24 protein-coding genes are annotated in these 24,427 nt (G+C 37.4%); all 24 read left to right on the top strand.

Annotated features, from left to right (window positions below; translation table 11 throughout):
- Window positions 1–11 precede the first annotated feature (11 nt).
- The 24 genes from fliS (at window position 12) to HR060_RS00675 (ending at window position 24,365) form a co-directional block, all read left to right on the top strand.
- Complete coding sequence (gene fliS / locus HR060_RS00790; protein WP_174198348.1) at window positions 12–437, top strand: flagellar export chaperone FliS; 426 nt, start codon at window positions 12–14, stop codon at window positions 435–437.
- A complete protein-coding gene (locus HR060_RS00785; RefSeq protein WP_174198347.1) occupies window positions 434–742 on the top strand; it encodes a hypothetical protein in 309 nt (102 codons plus the stop codon). The genes fliS and HR060_RS00785 overlap by 4 nt, the downstream gene beginning before the upstream one ends.
- A 104-nt stretch (window positions 743–846) precedes the next feature.
- A complete protein-coding gene (gene pseB / locus HR060_RS00780; RefSeq protein ID WP_174198346.1) occupies window positions 847–1,845 on the top strand; it encodes a UDP-N-acetylglucosamine 4,6-dehydratase (inverting) in 999 nt (332 codons plus the stop codon).
- A 42-nt stretch (window positions 1,846–1,887) separates the two neighbouring features.
- Entirely contained in the window at window positions 1,888–3,078 is a 1,191-nt protein-coding gene (gene pseC, locus HR060_RS00775) for a UDP-4-amino-4,6-dideoxy-N-acetyl-beta-L-altrosamine transaminase (protein WP_174198345.1), read from the top strand.
- A 61-nt stretch (window positions 3,079–3,139) separates the two neighbouring features.
- On the top strand, window positions 3,140–3,856 hold the full coding sequence (gene pseF, locus HR060_RS00770; RefSeq protein WP_174198344.1) for a pseudaminic acid cytidylyltransferase: 717 nt from the start codon (window positions 3,140–3,142) through the stop codon (window positions 3,854–3,856).
- A 15-nt stretch (window positions 3,857–3,871) separates the two neighbouring features.
- Window positions 3,872–4,840, top strand: a complete 969-nt coding sequence (locus HR060_RS00765; protein ID WP_174198343.1) for a glycosyltransferase family 9 protein — start codon at window positions 3,872–3,874, stop codon at window positions 4,838–4,840.
- Window positions 4,840–5,907, top strand: a complete 1,068-nt coding sequence (pseI, locus tag HR060_RS00760; RefSeq protein ID WP_174198342.1) for a pseudaminic acid synthase — start codon at window positions 4,840–4,842, stop codon at window positions 5,905–5,907. The genes HR060_RS00765 and pseI overlap by 1 nt, the downstream gene beginning before the upstream one ends.
- A gap of 6 nt (window positions 5,908–5,913) precedes the next feature.
- Window positions 5,914–6,960, top strand: coding sequence for a UDP-2,4-diacetamido-2,4,6-trideoxy-beta-L-altropyranose hydrolase (gene pseG, locus HR060_RS00755; protein ID WP_174198341.1), 1,047 nt, complete (start codon window positions 5,914–5,916; stop codon window positions 6,958–6,960).
- Window positions 6,961–6,982: 22 nt separating this feature from the next.
- Window positions 6,983–8,269 carry a metal-dependent hydrolase family protein gene (locus HR060_RS00750; protein WP_174198340.1) on the top strand — a complete coding sequence of 429 codons (1,287 nt, stop codon included), beginning with the start codon at window positions 6,983–6,985 and terminating at the stop codon, window positions 8,267–8,269.
- The gene (locus HR060_RS00745) at window positions 8,259–8,417 is read left to right on the top strand and encodes a hypothetical protein (RefSeq protein ID WP_174198339.1); all 159 of its coding nucleotides are present in this window, start codon (window positions 8,259–8,261) and stop codon (window positions 8,415–8,417) included. Before HR060_RS00750 ends, HR060_RS00745 begins: the two co-directional genes overlap by 11 nt.
- 66 nt (window positions 8,418–8,483) lie before the next feature.
- Window positions 8,484–8,789 (top strand): hypothetical protein, encoded by a 306-nt coding sequence (locus tag HR060_RS00740; protein ID WP_174198338.1) that lies wholly within the window; start codon window positions 8,484–8,486, stop codon window positions 8,787–8,789.
- 40 nt (window positions 8,790–8,829) lie between these two features.
- Window positions 8,830–9,540 (top strand): SDR family NAD(P)-dependent oxidoreductase, encoded by a 711-nt coding sequence (locus tag HR060_RS00735; protein WP_174198337.1) that lies wholly within the window; start codon window positions 8,830–8,832, stop codon window positions 9,538–9,540.
- Window positions 9,540–10,907: an ANL family adenylate-forming protein gene (locus HR060_RS00730; RefSeq protein ID WP_174198336.1), complete on the top strand. Its 1,368-nt coding sequence runs from the start codon at window positions 9,540–9,542 to the stop codon at window positions 10,905–10,907. The genes HR060_RS00735 and HR060_RS00730 overlap by 1 nt, the downstream gene beginning before the upstream one ends.
- A 5-nt stretch (window positions 10,908–10,912) precedes the next feature.
- Window positions 10,913–11,458: a UDP-4-amino-4,6-dideoxy-N-acetyl-beta-L-altrosamine N-acetyltransferase gene (pseH, locus tag HR060_RS00725; protein ID WP_174198335.1), complete on the top strand. Its 546-nt coding sequence runs from the start codon at window positions 10,913–10,915 to the stop codon at window positions 11,456–11,458.
- On the top strand, window positions 11,459–12,424 hold the full coding sequence (locus tag HR060_RS00720) for a glycosyltransferase (RefSeq protein ID WP_174198334.1): 966 nt from the start codon (window positions 11,459–11,461) through the stop codon (window positions 12,422–12,424).
- A gap of 53 nt (window positions 12,425–12,477) precedes the next feature.
- Window positions 12,478–13,653 (top strand): UDP-galactopyranose mutase, encoded by a 1,176-nt coding sequence (glf, locus tag HR060_RS00715; RefSeq protein ID WP_246283036.1) that lies wholly within the window; start codon window positions 12,478–12,480, stop codon window positions 13,651–13,653.
- A 1-nt stretch (window position 13,654) separates the two neighbouring features.
- Window positions 13,655–14,617 (top strand): glycosyltransferase, encoded by a 963-nt coding sequence (locus HR060_RS00710; protein WP_174198333.1) that lies wholly within the window; start codon window positions 13,655–13,657, stop codon window positions 14,615–14,617.
- A 41-nt stretch (window positions 14,618–14,658) separates the two neighbouring features.
- Complete coding sequence (locus tag HR060_RS00705; protein WP_174198332.1) at window positions 14,659–18,264, top strand: 6-hydroxymethylpterin diphosphokinase MptE-like protein; 3,606 nt, start codon at window positions 14,659–14,661, stop codon at window positions 18,262–18,264.
- A 16-nt stretch (window positions 18,265–18,280) separates the two neighbouring features.
- Entirely contained in the window at window positions 18,281–19,342 is a 1,062-nt protein-coding gene (locus tag HR060_RS00700) for a glycosyltransferase family 52 (RefSeq protein WP_174198331.1), read from the top strand.
- A 3-nt stretch (window positions 19,343–19,345) separates the two neighbouring features.
- Window positions 19,346–20,326: an NAD-dependent 4,6-dehydratase LegB gene (locus HR060_RS00695; protein ID WP_174198330.1), complete on the top strand. Its 981-nt coding sequence runs from the start codon at window positions 19,346–19,348 to the stop codon at window positions 20,324–20,326.
- The gene (locus HR060_RS00690; protein WP_174198329.1) at window positions 20,319–21,482 is read left to right on the top strand and encodes a LegC family aminotransferase; all 1,164 of its coding nucleotides are present in this window, start codon (window positions 20,319–20,321) and stop codon (window positions 21,480–21,482) included. Before HR060_RS00695 ends, HR060_RS00690 begins: the two co-directional genes overlap by 8 nt.
- 2 nt (window positions 21,483–21,484) lie before the next feature.
- Window positions 21,485–22,654, top strand: a complete 1,170-nt coding sequence (gene neuC / locus HR060_RS00685; protein ID WP_174198328.1) for a UDP-N-acetylglucosamine 2-epimerase — start codon at window positions 21,485–21,487, stop codon at window positions 22,652–22,654.
- 15 nt (window positions 22,655–22,669) lie between these two features.
- Complete coding sequence (neuB, locus tag HR060_RS00680) at window positions 22,670–23,755, top strand: N-acetylneuraminate synthase (protein ID WP_174198327.1); 1,086 nt, start codon at window positions 22,670–22,672, stop codon at window positions 23,753–23,755.
- Window positions 23,748–24,365: an acetyltransferase gene (locus tag HR060_RS00675; RefSeq protein ID WP_174198326.1), complete on the top strand. Its 618-nt coding sequence runs from the start codon at window positions 23,748–23,750 to the stop codon at window positions 24,363–24,365. The genes neuB and HR060_RS00675 overlap by 8 nt, the downstream gene beginning before the upstream one ends.
- The last annotated feature ends 62 nt before the right edge of the window (window positions 24,366–24,427 follow it).

Raw genomic sequence — 24,427 nt, 5'->3', positions numbered from 1 at the left:
GTTAAATGGTTATGTATAAAGCTATAAATGCTTACCAAAAAGGTAACTTAAAACAAGAAATCGCTTTGGCTGATCCACACAAATTAACCTTAATGTTAATGCAAGGCGCCTTGGATAAAATGGCTTTTGCCAAAGGTTGTATCGAGCGAAAAGAATTTGAAGCCAAAGGGCAACACTTATCTAAAGTTACGGCAATATTAGTTAATTTGCGCGATTCACTAGATATGAAAGTAGGCGGCGAGGTCAGTGAAAACTTATTTGCCTTGTACGAGTACATGATTGGACGTATAACTGATGCACATGTTCAAAATAGTACTAGTATTGTAGATGAAGTGATACAGCTGATGTTGCCTATTAAAACAGCATGGGCTGCGATACCTGAGGATGCAAAGCAAGAAGCTTATCAGTTACAAAAACAGCAAAAAGCAGCCGTGTGAAAAAAAATATAGAGCTCGATTCTAAATTTACGTTGGACTTTTTAAAGTCCAACACTTTATCTATTGAAGAACTACTTAATAAAGCCGAGTATTCTGAGCAAGATTTATTTTCGCTCATCGAAGAGCGGGATGACCTGATTGAAAACTACATCAAGAGTAATGAAGTACCCGATCGACACTTTTTAGAGCAAGAGCTAAGTAACAATGAAAAGTTACTTACTATACTCAAACCCCTTCTAAAACAAACCGAAAAGCAACTTCACCACTTCGTAAGAGGCAGAAAAGCCGTTAAAAACTATAAATAGTTGGCATAACTTCGTGATTTTATTATGCTATTTTTAGCTGCCGCGATAGTCTGTTGATTGTTCGCGCAAGATCCTTATTTTTATTAGCTTGGTAGGCTTTATATATGTTTGATAATAAATCAATTCTTATTACTGGTGGCACAGGTTCATTTGGTAAATGTTTTATTAATTTTTTGCTTGCCAATTATAATCCTATGAGGGTCATTGTTTATTCTCGTGATGAGCTTAAGCAATTTGAAATGCAGCAAGAGTATCAGCACAAAGCTATGCGTTATTTTATTGGTAATGTTAGGGATAAGGAAAGACTCTTATCTGCCATGCGTGATGTTGATTATGTTGTCCATGCTGCTGCATTAAAACAAGTGCCTGCCGCTGAATACAATCCGATGGAGTGTATCAAGACGAATATCATGGGCGCACAAAATGTAATCGATGCGTGTATTGAAGCCAACGTACGCCGTGTAATCGCGCTATCGACAGATAAAGCTGCGAATCCTGTGAACTTATACGGTGCAACTAAGCTCGCATCAGATAAGCTTTTTGTTGCAGCAAATAATATTGCTGGTGCAAAAGGGCCCAGATTTGCTGTTGTTCGTTATGGCAATGTGGTTGGCTCTCGTGGTTCTGTTGTACCATTTTTTAAACAACTACTAAGCCAAGGCGTTGAAAAGCTTCCCGTGACACATACCGACATGACTCGTTTCTGGCTTCCACTAGAGCAAGGTGTTGAGTTTGTGGTTAAGAACTTCTCGCGCATGCAAGGCGGCGAAATATTTGTGCCGAAAATTCCATCTGTTCGCATTTTAGACCTCGTTGAAGCGATGAGTGGAACAAGAGAGCACGAATTAATTGGTATTAGGCCCGGTGAAAAAATGCACGAAGTAATGGTGCCAGAAGAAGTCGCTCACCAAACGATTGAGTTTGATGATCATTACGTGATCACTCCTGCAATTTCGTTTTTTGAAAAAGAGCTCAATTACAACAAGAATAAATTAGGTGAAGCAGGAGTATCTGCTACCGATGCTTTTGAATATCATTCCGGTACTAACCCTCATTTCTTATCAGTAGATGAATTAAAAGTTCTTAATAAAAACTTCGCATAGGCCGATATTAAGTTAATAAAGTAAAGTCGGATACGCGTTTTTATGTCTGAGCAATCTCATATTCCCTATGGCATGCATCACATTGAGCAAGATGATATTGATGCGGCCATTGATGTTTTAGAAAACCACTTTTTAACTCAAGGCCAAAAGGTCCCTGAATTTGAAGCTCGTCTTGCTGAATTTGCCGGCGCGCAATATGCAGTTGCCGTCAACTCTGGTACATCAGCTCTGCATATTGCCTGTTTAGCACTAGGTGTCGGTAAGGGGGATAAGGTATGGACAAGTCCAAATACCTTTGTTGCATCTGCAAACTGTGCTCTGTATTGCCAAGCCGAAGTTGATTTTGTTGATATTGATAGTGATACCTTAAATATTTCAGTTGAATCCCTTGCAGAGAAGTTACGCTGGGCTGAAAAGCATAACTGTTTACCTAAAGTTGTCATCGTGGTGCATTTTGCAGGTTTGAGTTGTGATATGCAGGCAATTGATAAGTTAGCTAAAAAATATTATTTTTCTGTCATCGAAGATGCGAGTCATGCTTTTGGCGGTCAATACCAGCAGCAGATGATTGGCTGTTGTAATTATTCAAGTGCCACCATATGTAGCTTTCATCCTGTAAAACCGATAACCACAGCTGAAGGTGGCGCTGTATTAACAAATGATGCAAAACTTGCTAAGCGATTAAATCTATTTGCTAAACACGGGGTGACTCGTGATGAAACTCAGATGAGCTGCGCGACTGAACGTTTAGAGCATGGTGACTGGTACTATCAGCAGGTTGAGCTTGGCTATAATTACCGGCTAAGTGATTTACAGGCAGCTCTAGGTATAAGTCAGCTTAAAAAACTCAGTCACTATATCGAGCTTAGGCTAGAGAAAGCCAAAAAATATCACGCCTTGTTAGCGAATCACTTAGATGAATATTCAATTAAATTGCCACTATTGTCAGAACAGTCTGCCTGGCACATATACACAATCCAAATTCCTGCCAAACAGCGCAAGGTCGTATTTGATGCCCTAAGAGCGAATAATATTGGTGTTAATGTTCATTATATTCCAGTGCACCTTCAACCTTTTTATCAACAGATGGGGTTTAAAAAAGGCGATTTTCCTATAGCTGAGCAATATTACCAATCGGCATTAACGCTCCCTTTATTTCCGGCATTAACATATCAGCAGCAGCAAAAAGTAATTGAATGTTTGTTAGCGGCTTTAAAACAAACTAAGCCTTAAGAATATCTTAAGCAAGCCGACAAATAGCATAATGAAACTGATTTAAAAAAGTTAACAAGAAATGAATTTAGCTGTTATTCCCGCTCGTGGTGGAAGTAAAAGAATAGCCAAAAAAAATATCAAGTTGTTCGCTGGTAAACCTTTGCTTGCTTACTCAATAGAGGCGGCAAAAGCTAGCCAAGTTTTTGACAAAATTGTGGTTTCAACCGATTGTGATGAAATTGCACAAGTTGCAATTGAATATGGCGCTGAAGTCCCATTTATTCGGCCTGCGGAACTATCCGATGATTTTACCGGGACCACGCCTGTTACCGAACATGCTATTCGTTATTTCCAGCAACAAGGAGATAGAATTGATTATGCATGTTGCATCTATGCGACCGCGCCTTTTTTAGAAGCAAGCTATTTACGCACCGGCTTAGCGCTGTTGCTGGAAAATGAAGATAAAGCCTTTGCTTTTTCATGCACGACTTTTGCTTTTCCAATTCAAAGAGCGATAAAAATGCAAGGCGGTGGCGTAAGCCCAATGTATCCTGAATATATCGCTAAGCGCTCTCAAGATTTGGTCGAGGCTTATCACGATGCAGGGCAATTTTATTGGGGTAAAGTTGGCAAAGGTTATTTAGCTGAACCAAAAACTGGCATGTTCTCAACTCACAGTTTACCCATCATCCTACCAAGGCATTTAGTTCAAGATATTGATACTGAGGAAGATTGGTTTAGAGCTGAGTTGATGTACCAAGCTTACGTTCAATCTAAACATTCAAATGACGATTAAAGAGTAAAGGAAAACATGAGCAAAAAAATCTTAATTATTCGAATGATGACTCTCGCCGATGTGATCAGTATTGGTGTTCCCGCACTTCGTCATTATCAACAAAAATACCTTGATGCTGAGATTACTTTTTTAACACATGACCAAGGTGCTGAAATTGCAGACTTGGTTGATAAACGAATTAAGGTTCAGCTACTGCCAAATGGAACCTGGCCAGATAACATTTTACCTGCGATGGAAAGCTTTTTGGGCTTGGCAGAGGATATAGTGAGAATTGGCTATGATGAAATTATTTGTTTAGATACGCATTTTATGCCTTGTTTTCTCGCTCGTTTTTTAAAAGATGCCGGTGAAAACGTCATCGGTAATACGATGAATAAGTCAGTGCAAGATCTCATCACTGAATTTCAAACTCAAACGCTTAAGCCTGAATATGTAAGCGATGCTCGAGAATATTTAGAATCAAGCTTTTTTACTATGGTCAGCTGGCATACGCAGTGGTGGCAAACATCACCCGCTGAGAAAGGTTATGGCGAGTATTATCTAGCTAAAGCTTGCGGGTTAACAAACTTTACTTACGACAATCACATCGATGTAGAGCCAGCTATTAGTTTAAATGAAGTCAAATCAGACAAAAAAATTATTGCCCTAGCAACTCAAACCACGGGACAGGAACAGGGATATCCTTTTACTAAGCAGCTCAAGTGGGCATTGGAAGACTTAGGCTATCATGTTGTCAGCAGCTTCAATTCTTCTACTCCCATCAAACAGCAATTAGCGCTTTTGAAACAAGCTGATTTAGCCGTCACCACAGCGAATGCATCATTATGGCTTGCTAAAGCCGTTGCTTGTCCTACATTGACGTTAGCAGGTGACTTACCACCAGTGACATTAATGGCTGATTATACGATTGAAAACAGTAGTTTGAGTGAAGTTGAAGTGGCCAGTCTCGTGGATAGTATCAAAGAAATCGTACCGCTAAGTTAATGAAAAATATTATTGAAATTGCCCAAAGAAAAATTGGTGAAGGGCAATTGCCATTCATCATTGCAGAATTATCTGGTAATCATAACCAGGATTTGGCACTTGCTAAAAAAATGATCAAAGCGGCAAGTGAAGCGGGTGTAGATGCTATCAAGCTTCAGACATATACAGCCGACTCTATGACGCTTAATATTGATTCAGATAACTTTAGAATCATGGAAAAAGACTCTTTGTGGTACGGTCGACATCTCCATGATTTATATCAGCAAGCTTGTACACCTTACGATTGGCATCAAGCAATATTTGATTATGCAAAAGAGCTAGGTCTAATCGCTTTTAGTTCGCCATTCGATGAGCAAGCCGTCGATTTCCTTGAAACGCTCGATGTTCCAGCCTACAAAATTGCATCTTTTGAGCTAACTGATATTCCGTTAATAGAAAAGGCTGCTAGCACTGGAAAACCACTGATTTTGTCAACCGGTATGGCCTCTAAAGCTGAAATCGAACAGGCACTAATGGCAGCAAAAGGTGTAGGTGCAGAAGATATTATTTTATTAAAGTGCACGAGTACTTACCCGGCGACACCTGAAAATACTAACTTAAATACTATTTCTGATTTAACTAAACGTTTTGACGTGTTGGTTGGGTTATCTGATCATACGCGAGGTATTGGTGTATCTGTGGCTGCAGTTGCGCTCGGGGCTTGTGTTATTGAAAAACACTTTGTTTTAGACCGAAATGCAGGTGGGGTTGATGCCGCATTTTCACTTGAACCTGCAGAGTTTAAAGCACTCGTCGAGGCCAGTGTTGCTGCTTCTCAAGCTATGGGGGCGGTTGTCTATGGTGGTACTGCAGCTGAAGAAAAGTCGAAATATTATCGACGGTCTATCTTTGCTACTAAGGCCATAGCAAAGGGGGAAGCATTTACGCGAGACAATACACAAGTAGTGAGGCCTGCTATTGGGTTAGCGCCTAAACATTATAAAAGTGTATTGCAAGCTCATGCCAAACACGCTTTAAATGCAGGCGATGCCATTTACCCTGATCATGTGTCTGGCTTTTTGGACTGATTCGGTGTGAATATTTTATTTAGGGTTGATGCCAGTTCACAAATGGGAACAGGCCATTTAGTTCGCTGTTTTGCATTAGCTCAAGCTTTAGACCAAGTAGAAATTCGCAGTATTTTTTTAGTTGATACTCAAACGCAAGCATTTTTAGAAAAGCTGCCTTGCTTTGACTTTCAATATATCACACTTGAAGATGCCAAAAGTACAACTGAGGTTACTCAATGTGCTGAGCAGTTTAATACCGATGTTTTGGTCATTGACGGTTATCACTTTAGCACTGAGTATCGTTTAGCGCTTAAGCAAAATGGTCTTTATATGGTTGCAATTGACGACAATAATGACTTAGGAGAACTACATGCTTCTATTATCGTCAACCCGTCTGTCTATAAAGCGAATACGCCAAATTATCCAAAACAGGGTGTAAAATTACTGACAGGTGAGAACTATCGCCTGTTAAGGCAAGAAATTACTGGGCAGTTACCTGTGACCTGGTCTAAGCGATCGGGAATTGCAATTATACTGGGGGGGAGCGATCCTCGAGCCCTAACATTACCAGTGACGATAAGTCTTATTAAAGTACTGAATCAACAGGGGATATCGCCTGATGTCAACGTTATTATTGGTGCAGCAGTATCTGAACAAGCTGAACTAATAAAACAGTTGTCATCTTTAAAATCTGATTACCCTTATCTTTGTTGGTCAATAAACCCTCCCAACATTGCCTCTATTCTAGCGAATAAACAGCTCGTTATCAGCGCAGCAGGAGGCACGCAATTTGAATTATTTGCATTAGCTACTCCTGCTATTTTACTTGCTGCCTATGAGAACCAAATAGCAAACAGCCAAATTGCAGCAGAGCAAGGTTGGGCAAAGGTGATCAATGTAGGCGCTGAGTTTGATGAATTAATTTTTGAACGTGTTTGCAAAGACGTTTTAAATGCGTCTGCATTAAAAGGTATGCATGATAAAACTGACCATTACGGTGATGAAGGTGCCCTCAATTGTGCTTTGGCTATAAAAAGTGAGTTTTTTCTTAAGCCACCTACACTTAAATAAGACCATATATAGAGGTTAAAGCATGAAAGCTGTTGTTTTTTTCTTGTTGTTTATAATCACTCCGAGCGCTTTTGCGAAAAGCTTGTTAATTCACGCTGGTAGCTTGATTGACGGTGTAGCCAGTACGGTTAAAAATAATGTCTCTGTTAGGGTCAAAGGAAATAAGATTGTCTCTGTTGAATTAGGTTTTATCACGCCAAGTGAAAGCGATGAGTTAATCGATTTATCAGAGCATACACTTATGCCGGGATTAATGGATATGCATACTCATCTATCTGGTGAATTTACTAAAGGCGCTTACAGTGAAAAATTCTTCTTGAATCCTACTGATTATGCACTACGTTCTACCGTCTACGCAAAAGATACACTTATGGCTGGCTTCACAACAGTGAGGGACTTAGGAGAGTTAAGTAAAGGGGTAACTGTCAGTTTAAGAAATGCAATTAATAAAGGCTGGGTAATTGGTCCGAGAATTTATACCGCTGGCAAAACGATCGCAACTACCGGTGGACACGCTGACCCAACGAATGGATTAAACCATGAGCTAATGAAAGACCCTGGGCCAAAAGAGGGTGTAATAAATAGCCCTGAAGATGCCTACAAAGCCATTCGTCAGCGATACAAAGAGGGAGCGGACGTAATTAAGTTGACCGTTACAGGTGGCGTATTGAGCTTGGCAAAAAGTGGTGACAACCCACAGTTTACTGATTCTGAACTCAATGCAATTATGGATGCGGCTAAAGACTATAATTTTGTCGTTGCTGTGCATGCACATGGTGCACAAGGAATGAAACGAGCTATCAGAGCAGGTGTCGATTCTATTGAGCATGGTACATTCATGGACGATGAAGTCATCAATATGATGATTGAACAAGGTACTTGGTATGTACCAACTATCACAGCTGGAAAATGGGTAGCAGAAAAAGCTCAAGAACAAGGCTTTTACCCTGAAGTGGTAAGGCCTAAAGCATCTGCGGTAGGCCCTAAAATTCAAAGTACATTCACCAAAGCGATTAACCGTGGTGTTAAGATTGCTTATGGGACTGATGCTGGTGTTTACCCTCATGGTTTAAATGCTCGAGAGTTCAGTTATATGGTTGAGGCCGGTATGAAACCTATGGATGCAATCAAGTCTGCAACAATCAATGCCGCAACTTTATTAAGGGTTGAAAACAAGCTAGGTAGTATAGAAGTTGATAAGCTAGCCGATATAGTAGCTGTTAAAGGCAACCCTTTAGTGAATATCAAATTAATGGAAAACATCGCCTTTGTTATGAAGGATGGAGTGGTTTATAAGCATGCAAAGTAAACTGGAAGGTTATCAAATCAGTTTAGATCCTCTGGTAGATGATAATTATAAAAAGTTAAGAGGGTGGTGTAATAAAGCTGAAATACGCCTAGTGATGCGAAATACTTCAGAAATTAGTGAATTAGCTCATGCTAAATGGTTTAGTTAGGTGACCCCATTAGTTCTGAAGAGCTTAACCGCACTACACAAAGAATTCTTCAAGAGAGACTTAATAATGATTTTCGAAAATAACCAAATACAAACATTAATTTTCCAAGCAATTGATGAGCTAAACGCACTGCGTGAAGAAGAATTAATTGATAAATCTCCATCTACAGCACTATATGGACAAGCCAGTCCACTAGACTCTGTCGATTTGGTTAATTTATTACTTTCGATAGAAGAGTTCTTAGAAGACGAATTTGATATCAGCTTTACCATTGCTAATGAAAAAGCGATGTCGTTGAAAAATAGCCCTTTCAAGTCAGTGGCATCATTAACGGATTATTTAACTACTGAATTAGCCACTGCAGATAGTTAAAAATATAAAATCGATAAGCTTAACAGCTAAGGCATTAGTCATGGATACGAGCAACTCAACTTTGGTTATATTGATTACGGGAACCAGTAAAGGCATTGGACTTGCTCTGGCTGAACATTACTTAAAACTTGGCCATGTTGTTTATGGTTGCAGCCGTTCTGAAGCGGCAATTGACCATGATGCTTATTATCACTTTGCTTTAGATGTGAGTGATGAAAAACAAGTTAAAAGTCTATTCTCTGCAATACGAAAACAGCATAAAGGTTTAGATGTTTTGATCAATAACGCAGGTGTTGCTGCTATGAATCATGCCATGTTAACGCCTATGGATACAGTCGAAAAAATCTTTAATGTGAATGTTTTTGCTAGTTTTTTATTTTGTCGTGAAGCTGTGAAATTAATGCGTAAAAGACCATCTGGTCGTATTGTTAATTTCTCTACGGTTGCGGTGTCTTTTAGTTTAGCTGGCGAAGCTATTTATGCTGCCTCTAAGTCGGCAGTTGAAACCTTGACTCGAGTACTAGCGAAAGAATTTGCAGAGTTTAATGTCACGGTTAATGCCATTGGTCCAACGCCTGTTCAAACCGATCTGATACGTAATGTCCCAGATGACAAAATCGAACAATTACTTAGTCAACAAAGCATTAAACGATTAGGCGAATTTGCCGATGTAATTAATGTGACTGATTTTTATATTCAGCCATCCAGTGACTTTATAACAGGTCAGGTTATGTATCTTGGAGGCGCTTGATGTTAGAAGCTCAATTTATCGGTTTTTTATTAGAACGTTTTGAACAAAATAGAGACAAAGACGCTATTGTATGGCGAGAGCAAGTTTATTCTTATGCTTGGTTAAAAGATAAAGTTGAAACTTGGCATCAGGCTTTAATTGATAGTGATATTGAGCATGGTCATGTTGTCATGGTTGAAGCGGACTACTCACCTAGTTCAATTGCGTTACTCATTGCCTTAATTGAATACCAAGCGATTATTGTGCCCATTACAGACTCTGTATCCCATAAAAAAGAAGAGTTTATTGAAACGGCGCAAGCTGAATATTTAATTCAAATTGCTGCTGATGATAGTTGCCAATTTACTAGCCTAAACCAAAACGCAGAGCATGATTGTTTCAGCAAGTTGAGATCTGAAAAAGTGCCAGGTTTGATTTTATTTTCTTCTGGCTCTACTGGGAAAAGTAAGGCAGCAGTTCACGATCTCGCTAAGCTATTGGAGAAATATAAAGTACCACGTCATGCACTAAGAGCGATCACCTTTTTACTTTATGACCACATCGGTGGGGTTAATACCTTACTTTATACCCTATCTAATGCCGGTTGTGTGATCACTGTTGCCGATAGAAAGCCCGATACTGTACTCGCTGCTGTAGATAAATTTTCAGCGGATTTATTACCCACATCGCCCACTTTTATCAATTTGATTTTGATCAGTGAAGCTTATCAACGCCACCAATTAACAAGCCTTAAAACTGTGACTTATGGCACAGAGCCAATGCCTGAATCAACCTTATTACGTTTTAATAAGCAATTTCCGCATATCAAATTATTGCAAACTTACGGTTTATCAGAGCTAGGTATTTTGCGTTCGAAATCGAAAGATAACGATTCCTTGTGGGTTAAAATTGGTGGTGAAGGTTTTGAAACGCGTGTCACCGGTGACAATATCTTAGAAATAAAAGCCTATTCTGGCATGTTAGGCTATTTAAATGCACCTAGCCCATATACTGAAGATGGTTGGTTTCATACAGGGGATCAAGTTGAAGTCGATGGCGAATATATGCGTATTTTAGGGCGTAAATCTGAAATCATTAACGTGGGTGGACAAAAGGTTTATCCCGCGGAAGTGGAGAGCGTTTTACAACAATTAGATTTTATCGCTGAATCTGAGGTTTATGGTGAAAAAAATGCGCTGCTGGGTAATGTCGTATGTGCAAAATTAAGATTAAATACTTTGGCCGCAGAGCAAGATAAAAAAACATTGAAACGTCAAATTAAGCAACATTGCTCGCAAAGCTTAGAGAGTTTCCAAGTACCTGCCAAATTTAAATTTGATGATAGTGAGCAATTCAGTCCTCGTTTTAAAAAGATGCGCACGCTCTAAGCTATATGTTTGAATTTAAATTAATGACTGAGGCTGATTTACCTCAAGTGATGATATGGCGCACTAGTGATTCGGTAACCGAGTTTATGTTTACCGACATTAAAGCAGATTTAGATGCACAAAAAACATGGTTTGCCAAAGTATCTAAAGATATAACTTGCTGCTATTGGCTTATTTATTATCAACAAAAGCCGATAGGCGTAATCAGTATCAATGACATTGATGTAACCGCTAAAATTTGTAGTTGGGGTTTTTATATTGGTGATAACAATTGCCGTAATCTAGGTGGTTTAGTTCCACCTTATTTTTATAATCATGTTTTTTTGAATACCGATATAAAGGCTATTTTTGCTGAAGTTATGGAGCATAACCATCAGGTTAAAAAGTTACATCGCTTGCATGGTTATGAGCTAATAAGAACACTCAAAGGCTATATAAAGAAAGGCGAAAGAACCTTTGATGTTGACTGTTATCAGCTAGCTAAAGCGGTTTGGTTATCTAAAAAGCGCTTTACTAAACTGATTGCTAATTTTGAAGTAGAGAGTAATTAAATGACTACAGCTAAGCTCAAACTGAGCGTAATTGTCCCTGTTTATAATTTAGAAAATTACATCACAGAATGTTTGGATGGATTAGTCGAACAGAAAGTTAACTTCAATTTTGAGATCGTAGTGGCTAATGACTGTTCTACTGATAATTCGCTGGCCATTGTCCAAGCATACCAGGCTCGCTTTCCTGAGCTGATCAGAATAATCGATAACAAAGTTAACCAGCGTTTAGCCCAAAATATGCGTTTATTGCTTGCTGTAGCGAAAGGCGAATACATTGCTTATATGGATGGTGACGATGTTGCCTTACCGGGTAAATTACAAGCGCAAGTTGATTATTTAGATAATCATCCTGACTGTGGCATGGTCTACCACGAAGTAGAAGTATTCGATTCAGATACGAATGCGACAAAAGGCTACTACACGCGTAATTATTATAATCGTCAGTACATTCCCCAAAAGGCCAATATTGAACATGTGGTTAAATACGGTTCATTTTTTCAAGCCAGCACCTTGATGTTTAGACGCCATTCTCATTTAGATAAAGTGGTGGACGACCAATGTAAAATTATATTAGACCAGCCATTTCAGGTATTAAATGCAGGTTTTTTACAAGGCAGTATCGAAGGCATTGGTGAGGTGCTAGGACGATACCGAATTCATGCAAATAGTTTTGGTGCGATGACATTAAAGGATCATACTCGTCGAGAGCAAGTATTAGCTGATCAATTGCAGGCAATTAGCAATGCTAGACAGTTTAATATTAGCGAAGATGTGATCAATCAAGGCAAGGCTCATTACTATTTTGCGACCGCACTATTTTTCTTGAAAATCGATAATATTGTCTTATTTGAAAAATACCTAAAAAAGTCAGATATAAATGGTTTTCGGTTTGATGAGCGTCATGGCTTAGCCATTGATTTAATTGAAGATCCTGATAGGGTTAAAGCTGAGTTAGGTTTTAATTAAAGACTTCTACGAGCCTAGCCGATATATAAAGAATGTAGCTTTGCTAGGTAAGAATGATGAATTTCAATAAGTATGACGTTGTAGTCATTGGTGCTGGGTTTTCTGGTGCAGTTATGGCTGAACGTTTTGCTAGCCAACAAAATAAAAGAGTTTTGGTATTAGAGCAACGCCCACATATTGCCGGTAATTGCTATGATAAAATTGATACTAACGGCGTGATGATCCATCAGTATGGTCCTCATCTTTTTCATACTCGCCATGATGATGTTTGGGATTACTTAAGCCAGTTTACCGAATGGCATCCATACGAACATAAAGTTTTAGCTCACATTGATGGCAAATTGTCTCCAGTGCCTTTTAATTTAAATTCCCTTTATGCTTTTTATCCTGAACAAGAAGCAATAGCTTTAGAATCCTTGCTCATTAAAAGGTATGGGGAAAATGCCAAGATACCGATATTAGAGTTAAAAGAAACGGACGAACCTGCTTTACAAGCATTAGCTGAGTTTATTTATAATAAACTATTTGTTAATTACACCTGTAAACAATGGGGTTGCAAGCCAGAAGATATCGCACCTGCGGTGACTGCTAGAGTGCCGGTGGTGCTTAATCGAGACGACCGCTACTTCCATGATAAGTATCAAGCTATTCCGAAAGCTGGATACAGTAAATTAATAGAAAACATGTTGAGTCATCCAAATATTCAGGTGAAATTAGCTACCGATGCAAAAAATTATCTTCAGCTAGATCTAGCTAGTAAACAGGTCTTATTTGAGGGGGATGTTTTTGCAGGTCAACTCGTTTTTACTGGAATGCTCGATCAGTTATTAGATTATGCTAAGGGGGAATTACCTTATCGGTCATTACAATTTCAGTTTGAACAGCATGACAAAGAATATTTTCAACCTGCAACAACGGTTAATTACCCAAATGATGAAGAGTTTACTCGTATTACTGAATTTAAACATATTCTTTCTCAAAAATTGAACGGTACAACTATCGTCAAAGAGTTTCCACAGGATTACGATAGACATGATCCCAAGTGTAATATTCCTTATTACCCAATTTTTAATGAACAAAACCAACAAGCATATGAAGCATATGCTGATGTGATCGGTGATTTTGATAATGTCATCGCAATTGGGCGTTTGGCTCAATATAAATACTTCAATATGGACGATGCTGTTAAAAATGCGTTGAACTGCTTTTCTAAACCAGAAGGGGGATAAGGTGAGTCAAGCTTTAGTTAGCGTTATCATTCCTGTTTATAATTCAGAGCAATTCTTAGAAGACGCTATTGGGAGTATATTGAATCAAACATATGCGAATTTAGAAGTCATATGTATCGATGACGGTTCTGTGGATTCATCATTTAATATTCTACAAAATTTAATGTCTAAGGATTCTAGATTAAAAATTTTTAAAAACCCTATAAACCTTGGTATCAGTGCAACTTTAAATAAGGCAATAAGCCTCTCTAGTGGTGAATATATAGCGAGAATGGATGCTGATGATATTGCTTTACCTCATCGGTTAAATGAGCAGGTTGCTTTTTTAGAGAAATATGAGGATGTAGATATTGTCGGGTCATGGGCCTTATTATTCGGTGATCGGGATGAGGTTTTTTATTACCGACGTTATGATGAGTTTATTAAAGCAATGTTATTTTTTAGGCATAATGGCTTCCCTCATTATTCCTTATTAGCTAGGAAGGGACTCTATAACGAATTTGAATATGATCCGCTTTACGATTCTGTTGAAGATACAGAACTTTGGTGCCGTATTGTTAAAGAAAAACCTTCTGCGAAGTTTGCTAATATTCAATCTGTATTAACGCATTACCGAGTTCATAAAACACAAACAACTTCACTTCTTAAAGATAAGCAAGAATCTCTCTACCAGAAGATTATCTTTAATTATCTTAGGTTTTTTATACCTGATGCCAGCCATGAGCAATTTAAGCTGCATTACCAGTTAGTGCTCAGGCCTGATAACTTAAAAGAAGCTGAATTGATAGAAATAGGGCGCTGGGTTCAGCATCTTTATACAGAATTTAATAAACGCATTGGGGATAAGTATTTTGCTATTGATGAACGTTGGTTTCGTTTATGTAAATTGCAGAAAAATACAATTAATGCTCATGAAATATATCTGAAGTTTTGTAATACAAAGGAACAGTTTTGTTTCATTTAACGATAATAAAGGTTCTTAAACTGCTTTGAGCAGGGAAACACATGTTAAAAAATATACGAATCCATATTGAGAAAGATGAATCTAAGCAAGAAGCAATTGAAAGTGCTCTTGCGGAGGAAATGAAAGAAACGTATAGCAAAAATCTCATTGCGTTTAAGCAGCACATACCATCTATGGTTTCATATGCCAAGCACGTAATAACGAATAACGCTGCTATTTTTTGCAATAAGTTTGGCCAACATAATATTGTTGATTATGGCGTAGGACGTACTTTATATGGTTTAGAACCTAAGGTAGAAATAAAAAAACAGCTCGAGTTATTTGAAAATAAAGCTTTTTATATTGATTTCGAAAGTAGTTTGAGGGCTTCTGAAAATATTGTTGATGTTAAACATTGCCAAAAATTAAATGAGCTACCTTTTTACATTAATCAGTCCGAAAGAACTACTCTGCCAGATAAAGTAAATACTCTTGTTGTACTCGGTCTCGGGTTAGGGCTGCACATAAGTTATCTCTTAGAGCACTATGAAATTGAAAATTTAGTTATTTACGAACCTGAATTACAATACTTTCAGTGTTCAATGATGTCTGAAAATTGGCAAACTATTTTAGAGTCTGCTCAAGAAAAACGAACACAGGTTTTTTTTCAAATAGAAAAAGATGCTCGCGACATCATTAGTGATATAGGGGAGTTGGTTGAGCACATGTCAATTCCGGGGTTTTATCTATTCAAGCATTACAATCATCCCGTTTTTAATAGTATAGAAAAAGCATTATCAGAGAAAAATTGGGAGCAATTAAAGCAGGACGGTCTTGAATTTAACTTTACTGAAAGTGCTATAGATTATTTGCCAAACTGGACACCTCCTTTATACCTAGATAATTATACTGCAGTTGATAGAGAGCATAGTGATAGGTTCAAATCTAACTTAAACACTTTCAAAAAATACTTTCCTGATATTTATGAAGAGTTTAAAGAATATAAACCAACACATTGGTTACCAATAATTAACCCTGACGGCGAAGTTAATATCCTTAAAAAAGATAGTTTAGCCCCTTGGTATGGAGAAAGCCCTAAAAGAGAGTGCGAGATTAGTTATGCGGCTTTTGAACAACAGCCACATAGGGATGGATTGGTTCTTGGTTATAAAGGAAAAAAGCTTAAAGACTACTACCACTATCGTTTTGTAAACCAAGCCGAGCAGGTATTAAATGATCTTAAAGAAGATGTTGGCCGGTTACCTGAAAGTGTTAAGGGGTTAATTGTTTTTGGTGTCGGTGTTGGCTACCAATTGGAAACTCTTTCGAATAAACATGAAATAGAAAATTTATTTATCTGTGAACCTAATAGAGATTTTTTTTATGCATCTCTATATGCTGTTGATTGGCAGGGTATTCTGGAAAAAGTAGATGAATTAGGTGCTAGGGTTTACATAAATATTGGTGATGATGGAACTAACCTATTTAAAGATTTATTAAATCAATTTTACACAATAGGGCCGTATGTTTTAGCTAGCACCTATTTTTACCAAACATATTACAATAGTGAATTAGTGAGTGCAGTTGCTCAGCTTAGAGAGCAATTACAATTCATGATATCAATGGGGGAATATTTTGATCATGCTAGGTATGGTATCGCCCATACGCTAGAGATGGTTTCACGTGGTACGCCTATCATGCTTAATAAGCCTGAACAGTATTTGAGTTATAAAATTACTGAAGTTCCCGTGTTTTTAGTCGGCAATGGTCCATCTCTTGATAATTCTATCGAGGCTATCAAGGAATGGTCTGAGCAAGCGCTTATCGTTTCCTGTGGAACCGCACTCATGCCACTATATAAAAATAATATCACTCCAGATTTTCATTTAGAAATAGAACAAAATAGAGCAACACATGATTGGTGTAGCCGTTTAGAGAACTTTGAATATTTAAAGCAAATTAGCCTTATATCCGTCAATGGCATTCACCCTGATACTGCTAACTTATTTAAAGATTGTTATATAGCCCTAAAAGAAGGTGAATCATCGACTGTTTCCTTTAGTGAAGTGAACACTGACAAAGAGTTTATTCAGTTGCAATATGCATTTCCAACGGTTTCAAATTTAGCTATGAATATTTTTAGCACTGTTGGTTTTAAACAAATATACCTTTTTGGCATCGACTTGGGTTTTGTTGATACGAGTAAGCATCACTCAAAATTATCAGGTTATTATTTAGGTGATGGTAAAGAAATTGCTGACTATAATGAAGGACATAATACATCTATTCGAGTAAAGGGGAACTTTCGAGAGTTAGTTAATACTAAATATGAATTCAAGGTCTCAAGATCCATCCTAGAACAAACCATTGCTAATAGAAAAATAGATTGTTTCAACACTAGTGATGGGGCTTATATCTCTGGCACGACACCTTTGCCGATAGATCTTGTATTGTTGACCAATACACCAGAATCTAAACAAGAAGCAATGCTACAATTTAAGGAGGCTTGCTTTGATGTTGTGGATGATTATTCTACCTTTAAAGATACTTTTTTGGATAAGTACTCGCTTGAAGTTTTAAAAAATGAACTTGATGTATTTATCGAAAATGCTTCAGCAGCAATCACTAGTTATGCTGATTGCGAAGCTTTAATTGATAACCAGAAAAAGTTATTGCACTTATCTTACCAACATGGAAAGTCTTCGCTGTTTTATCTATTTTATGGAACATCAAACTATGCTAATTCAGTACTCTCTAAAATTATAGCGTCTTCTGAAGAAACCGGTTCTTCCATTAGCGCTTTGGAAACAGTTAGAAAAGCTTGGTTAAATTTATTGCAAGATATCAAAGCCGACTATCTAAATGATATTGAAGGATTAGATTTTTGCTCTGCATATGCTGGTCAGAGGCAGCCACTCTATATTAAAGAGAACCATCCTGAAGGCTCTTATATTCCTTATTTAAAAATGGCAGGTTGTAGGGAGTTGGTTGATGAATACTGTGAAAAAATAAATTGCAGAGTTGGACAATTAAATCATACAGGTCGACTTCAGCGGGATAGCATACTCATTTTGGATCAATATGAAGATAAAGTGAGTTGGAAAGAATCTGTAACTTGTTTTTTTGATAAGGTCAAAAATAATACTTTATCTGAGAATGTACTTATTGGGGTTAATTATCCTGATAGTATTATTAAGAAACTTAAAAAATTAATTCCAGATCAAATTAGTGTCTCCTTTTTTTGGTGGCCAGGTGGTGTATATAACGAAGCTAGTTGGCAAGCCTTTACAGATGGCAAAAATGTTTGGGGTGGTCCATTACTTCATCGTCATTATTGTGAATTCATTATAAACTTTAGTGGCTGCCATGAAGATTTTAGTTGGTTTTTGCCAAGGTTGACTGTTGTATCGAATGAAGCTGATAACCCTATAGTTAGTTCCGTAACTGAGTTTTTTAGTTCTGTTCCTTGTTATGTGGTCTTCCCAAATTACATTGCTATTCCAAAACACAACTTAATTTGTTCCGATGCAATATTGGATCATATGGGGAATAGGGGGCGTCTAGTACAAGGTGGTTTGAAGAGAGGGGACTTAATTTTACAAACTATAGATGATAATGGGATCTCACATATTCGAAATCAATTCCCAAATCTAAATTCTTTGAATTAATGGCGGAAGTATTTTGATGAGCCAGAAAGTTTATATTTGCCATACCTATTATCACTTATATACAGCAATCTTGTTTGCTTATCGTGAATACTCTATGTGCGAAAAAATATCAAAAGCAGTGCTAAGCCTTCATGTTACGCAAAATCAAAAAGAGCTATTTGAATTAAAAGAGGTACTGACTTTAAATATTGGTTGGTTAGAGTTTGATTTTTTTGATAGTTATTCACTTCATATGCAGTGGAAAGAGCTAGACGAGAGCTCTAAAAATAAATGGGGGCGTAATGAGGAAAACCCTTATTCTTCGTTTATTAATGCTATATTAGCCAAAGACATACATATTTTTACTTCAGGGTTATTGACTCAATTTATTCTTAAGCAAGCAAATAAAGTTAACTTGATTGCAGATGGTGATTACTCTTATACCTACATACCTGAAATTCCAGAAGCTACAAAAAAGCGGGTATCAAAATTAGGTTTTTTTGAGCCTTATTTTTTGAGTCCTAAAATATCTAAAATATACAACCAAAAGCCTGAATTACTGGTGCAGGAGTTACAAAATAAGAGTGTCCAATATTCATTGAATGAACTTGAACTATCTTTACCAAAAATGGCAAAGGAAAATGTAATAAATTCATTTTTAGAATCTAAGGTTAATTTTAATAAAGGCGTTAATGGCACTAAAAAAACACTGATTTTTTTAACGAGTGTTTTAGCACTAGATGGTATATGTACTGAAGAGGAAGAGGTTGCCGCATATGAGAAAGTGATAGCCTTTTATCAAGCTATCGGTTACCAAGTGTTTATAAAGCCCCACCCCAGAGATAAAGGTACTTTTTCTAAGTTGACTGTTAACAATGTGACCTTACTACCTCAATATCTGCCTATTGAAGTCTTGAATTTACTTGGCGAAGAAATAGTAGATTTATTATTGTGTTTTTGTAGTACGGCAGTTAATAACATTATGTTTGCTCGGGAGGTGGGTTCAATATTTGAGCAAGATGATTTAATTGGCGATTGGAAAGTTGCGTTTCCTCATGTGATCGATAAACACATACAAAATAAAGAAAGAGATTATTAAAAAATGACTAAAGTATTGATTACTGGTGCGGATGGTTTTATCGGCTCTCATTTAACAGAGCAAGCTCTTCAAATGGGTTATGAAGTAAGAGCTCTTTCCCAATATAACTCATTTAATAACTGGGGATGGTTAGAAGATGTTGCCTGTCACGATAATTTAGAAGTCGTGAGCGGGGATATTCGAGATTCTTTTTTCTGTGATAGCTTAGTGTCTGGGTGTGATGTCGTTTTTCATTTGGCCGCATTAATTGCTATTCCTTATTCTTATCAAGCACCTCAGAGTTATGTGGATACTAATGTATCTGGTACTTTAAATATATGTGAGGCTGCAAAAAAATCAGGTGTATCTCGTTTGCTCCATACTTCAACTAGTGAGGTTTATGGTACAGCTAAGTACGTACCAATTGATGAAAAACATCCTATTAAGCCTCAGTCTCCCTATAGTGCATCTAAAATTGGCGCTGACTCTATTGCTATGAGTTATTTTAATTCTTTTAACCTTCCTGTAACGATAGTTAGACCATTTAATACTTATGGGCCGAGGCAATCAGCTAGAGCGGTTATTCCGACGATTATAAGTCAAATTGCAAGTGGCCAAAAAAGAATAAAACTAGGTGATTTAAGTCCGACAAGGGATTTCAATTTTGTATTAGATACTTGTAAGGGATTTCTTGAACTTGCTGAGTGTGAAGACGCAGTCGGTGAGATTGTAAATATTGCATCCAATTATGAAATTTCGATTGGAGATACGCTCAACCTAATAAAAGAAATAATGAACAGTGATGTTGAATTTGTTAGTGATTCAGAACGTTTAAGACCTAGCCAATCAGAAGTATTTAGGCTCTGGGGAGATAATAAGAAAATAAAAACATTAACTAACTTTAGCCCTGATTTTGATTTAAAGGCAGGTTTAACTGAAACAATAGATTGGTTTACACAAAAGCATAATTTATCTAAATATAAGTCTACTATTTACAATGTCTAATGTTGTTGACTCCCAGAGAGTCGTTTCTTTTATTAGAGACCTATATAAAGAGCAAGATTTTATTCCTTTACATGCCCCAATCTTTAAAGGGAATGAAGCTCAATATGTGAATGATACCTTGGCTTCTACTTTCGTCTCCAGTGTTGGTGCATATGTAGATAAATTTGAAGGTGCTATTAAAAAGTATACAAACGCAAAAGGAGCAGTCGCGACCGTCAATGGTACAGCTGCATTACATACAGCCCTTCATTTAGCAGGAGTGTCAAGCTCTGACTATGTCATAACTCAAGCGTTAACTTTTGTAGCAACCGCTAATGCTATTAATCAGGTTGGAGCAATCCCTTTATTTGTTGATGTATGTGAGCAAACATTGGGACTTTGTCCTATTTCACTGGAAACTTATTTGGATGAAGATACATTCTTGAATGAAGGCGGAGAATGTATTGATAAAAAGTCAGGAAAGCGTGTTAAAGCTATTCTACCTATGCATACTTTCGGTCATCCGTGTGATTTAGATGCTTTAATTATGATTGCCAAAAAACATAATTTAGTTGTTATTGAAGATGCTGCTGAAAGCTTAGGTTCTTTCTACAAGGGGCGTCACACTGGAACTTTCGGTGATTACGCAGCAATCAGTTTTAATGGTAATAAAATTATTACAACGGGTAGTGGAGGGATGGTCTTAACACGCTCTTTGGAAGATGAGAAAAAAGGTCGCCACATCACAACTACCGCTAAAACTCCACATCCTTATGAATATGTTCATGATCAGGTTGGGTTTAATTATCGGTTGGCCAATTTAAATGCGGCTTTAGGTTGTGCGCAAATGGAAAAGTTAGAGCTGCTATTGAAATCAAAACGCGAAATTGCTTCAGCCTATAAACATTTTTTTGTAGATACTGATTACCAGTTTGTTGCAGAACCTAAAAATTGCAGATCAAATTATTGGCTGAATGCAATTATATGCCCTGATGAAAAATCAAGGCAGCAGATGCTTGAATTTACTAATAATGGAAATGTAATGACTCGACCTGTATGGACGTTGATAAATGAACTTCCCATGTATGCTGATGCTCCATGTGCTAATGATCTGCCCATTAGCCAGTTTCTTTCCAAACGTTTATTAAATTTACCTAGCAGCGCGATTGTAGAGTGATCATGAAAAACAAAATAGCCGTTTTTACAGGTACTAGAGCTGACTATGGTTTATTACTTCCTCTCATAAGGTTAATAAATGGAACTCCGAGTTCAGAGTTGCAACTTTTAGTAGGTGGTACTCATTTTTCTCCCGAGTTTGGCTCTACTATTAAACAGATTGAAAATGATGGGTTTAACATCTCGGCAAAAATTGAAATGCTGCTTTCGTCCGATAGCGATGTTGGCATTGCTAAAGCCATGGGGTTAGCCATGATAAGTGCAGCTGAGAATTTGGAACGTTTGAAACCTGATGTACTTGTCGTTTTAGGGGATCGGTTTGAAACATTTGCTATTGCGCAAACAGCTATGATTGCTAGAGTGCCTATAGCTCATATCCATGGTGGTGAAATTACGCAAGGGGCTATGGATGAAAGTATACGCCACGCTATTAGTAAATTATCTCATATGCACTTTACCTCGACAGAACGCTACAGAGCTCGCTTGGTACAGTTGGGAGAAAACCCTGAATTAATATTTAATGTAGGTGCTCCGGGTATTGATAATATATCTAAACTATCTGCAATGCCGCTAAGTGAAATAAGTGAAAGTCTTGATATAGAGTTAAACCCAAACTCGTTTTTTTTAGTAACTCACCATCCCGTCACGTTAATACCAGAACAAGCCCAAACAGAGTTAGGGGCGTTATTTAAAGCATTAGATCGTTTCCAAGATCACAAAGTGATAATTACATACCCTAATGCAGATCAAAGTGGAAAAGCACTAATTAATATGATCTTAAGTTATGCACACAACAATAAAGGTCGTGTTGTCGTTTCACCATCTTTAGGTCAGCAAAGATATTTAAGTCTGATGAAATATAGTACTGCAGTCATCGGTAATTCTTCTAGTGGGATTATTGAAGCGCCATCTTTTGGTGTTCCTTCAATTAATATTGGAGATAGGCAAGAGGGACGTATAAGTGCTGAAAGTACCTTACACTGCAATGCTAAGGTTGAGTTTATAGTCGAACATATCGACAAAGCATTAACACCTGAATTTAGAACGTTTTGTCGTCAAGTGGAGAATCCTTATGGTAACGGGGGAAGTAGTGAGCGTATTTTTAACACAATCAGTCAACTTTTACCTTTTAAGAATATCAAAAAACCTTTTTTTGATATTTCAGCCTCATAACCAGCGGAAATGACCATGAAGGGAAATAAAACATTTATTATTGCTGAAGCGGGAGTTAATCATAACGGCTCTTTCGAGTTAGCAAAGCAATTGATTGATGTTGCAGTGATAGCTGGTGCTGATGCTGTCAAATTCCAAACTTTTAAAGCTGAATTATTAGCGACGAGCAACGCTAAACAAGCTAATTATCAAGCGGAAAATACTGGTCTTGAGGAAAGTCAGCTCAAGATGCTTAAGCGATTGGAATTAACTCACCATGAATATGCTGGTCTAAGAGATTACTGTATAGAGAAAAATATTGAGTTTATGTCTACCGCATTTGAGGAACAGAGCCTTAATTATGTTATTAATGATTTAGCTGTTTCAAGATTAAAGGTAGGTAGTGGTGAGATCACTAATGGTCCATTGCTTATCAAGCATGCACGATCTATGAAGCCAATCATACTCTCAACTGGCATGTCCGATATGAAAACAATTGAAGATGCACTAGCCGTTTTAGCATTTGGTTATTTAACTAAAGAAGGAATGCCAGGATCTTTAGATGAATGTAAACATTACTATCAGAGTGATTCCGGTCGTGATGTTTTATTAAAGAAGGTCTCTCTTTTACATTGCACATCTCAATACCCAGCACCATTAGAAGATATAAATTTAAATGCTATGGTGACAATGAGGGAGCACTTTGGCCTTGCTGTAGGCTATTCCGATCACAGTCAGGGCACTGTCGTTTCATTGGCCGCAGTTTCAGCTGGTGCTAGTATCATAGAAAAACATTTTACTTTAGATAGAAATTTACCTGGTCCGGATCATAAAGCATCCTTAACACCTAAAGAGTTAAAGCAACTTGTTGATGGTATTCGGTGTGTTGAGATTAGCCAAGGACGTTTTGAAAAGTTACCAAGCGAAGATGAGATTGAAGTGGCTAAGGTCGCCAGAAAAAGCTTAATTGCTGAGGAAAATATCGCTGCTGGAGAGTTATTTACCGAACAAAATGTTTCAATCAAACGTCCTGGTGTAGGTATGTCACCTATGATGTATTGGAGCTTGATAGGGAAACAATCTAAGCATGCTTACAACAAGGGAGAACTTCTAGATGAGTAAACCAATAGTCTTTTTGGGGAACGGCGGTCACGCCTCTGTTTTATATGATGTTGTAAGTAAGCAAGGTACAGATATTGTGGCAACAGTCAGTGAAAAAACACCTCAATCAGACTCTTTGTTTAGTCAATTTGAAAACTACAATGATGATGGTTTTAGATTTGAATTTAAACCCAATGATGTGGAGTTGGTAAATGGTATTGGTTTTATGCCCTTTACTGATATAAGGCAAAGAATCTATCAAAAATATAAAAACTTGGGTTATAAATTTGCTTCTGTTATTGATAATTCAAGTACAGTATCACCGAGTGCTAAGTTAGGAGAGGGAGTTCAGTTATTAATGGGCTCAATAGTTCAAGCAAACGCTAAACTTGGTGACAATTCGATTGTGAATACCGGCGTAATTGTTGAGCATGATTGTAATATAGGGAATCATTGTCATTTGGCACCGCGCAGTTTGTTGTGTGGTCATGTAGATATTCAAGATAACGTTTTTATCGGAGCGGGAAGTACGATAAAAAATAACCTTTTAATAGCGGAGTCATCCGTTGTTGGTATGGGTTCTAAAGTTTTGAGGAACGTTGCTCAATCTGAAGTCTACTTTAACAATTAAAAAGTCTTAATTTCTTAAGCTTCTTGCCGATAAAAAATTAATAACCTCTGTTGTATGTTTAA

It is taken from the genome of Marinifaba aquimaris (assembly GCF_013328345.1).
Taxonomy (GTDB): domain Bacteria; phylum Pseudomonadota; class Gammaproteobacteria; order Enterobacterales; family Alteromonadaceae; genus Marinifaba; species Marinifaba aquimaris.
Note: the sequence above shows the minus strand (reverse complement) of the source record. Positions and strands in the feature narration are given on the sequence as shown.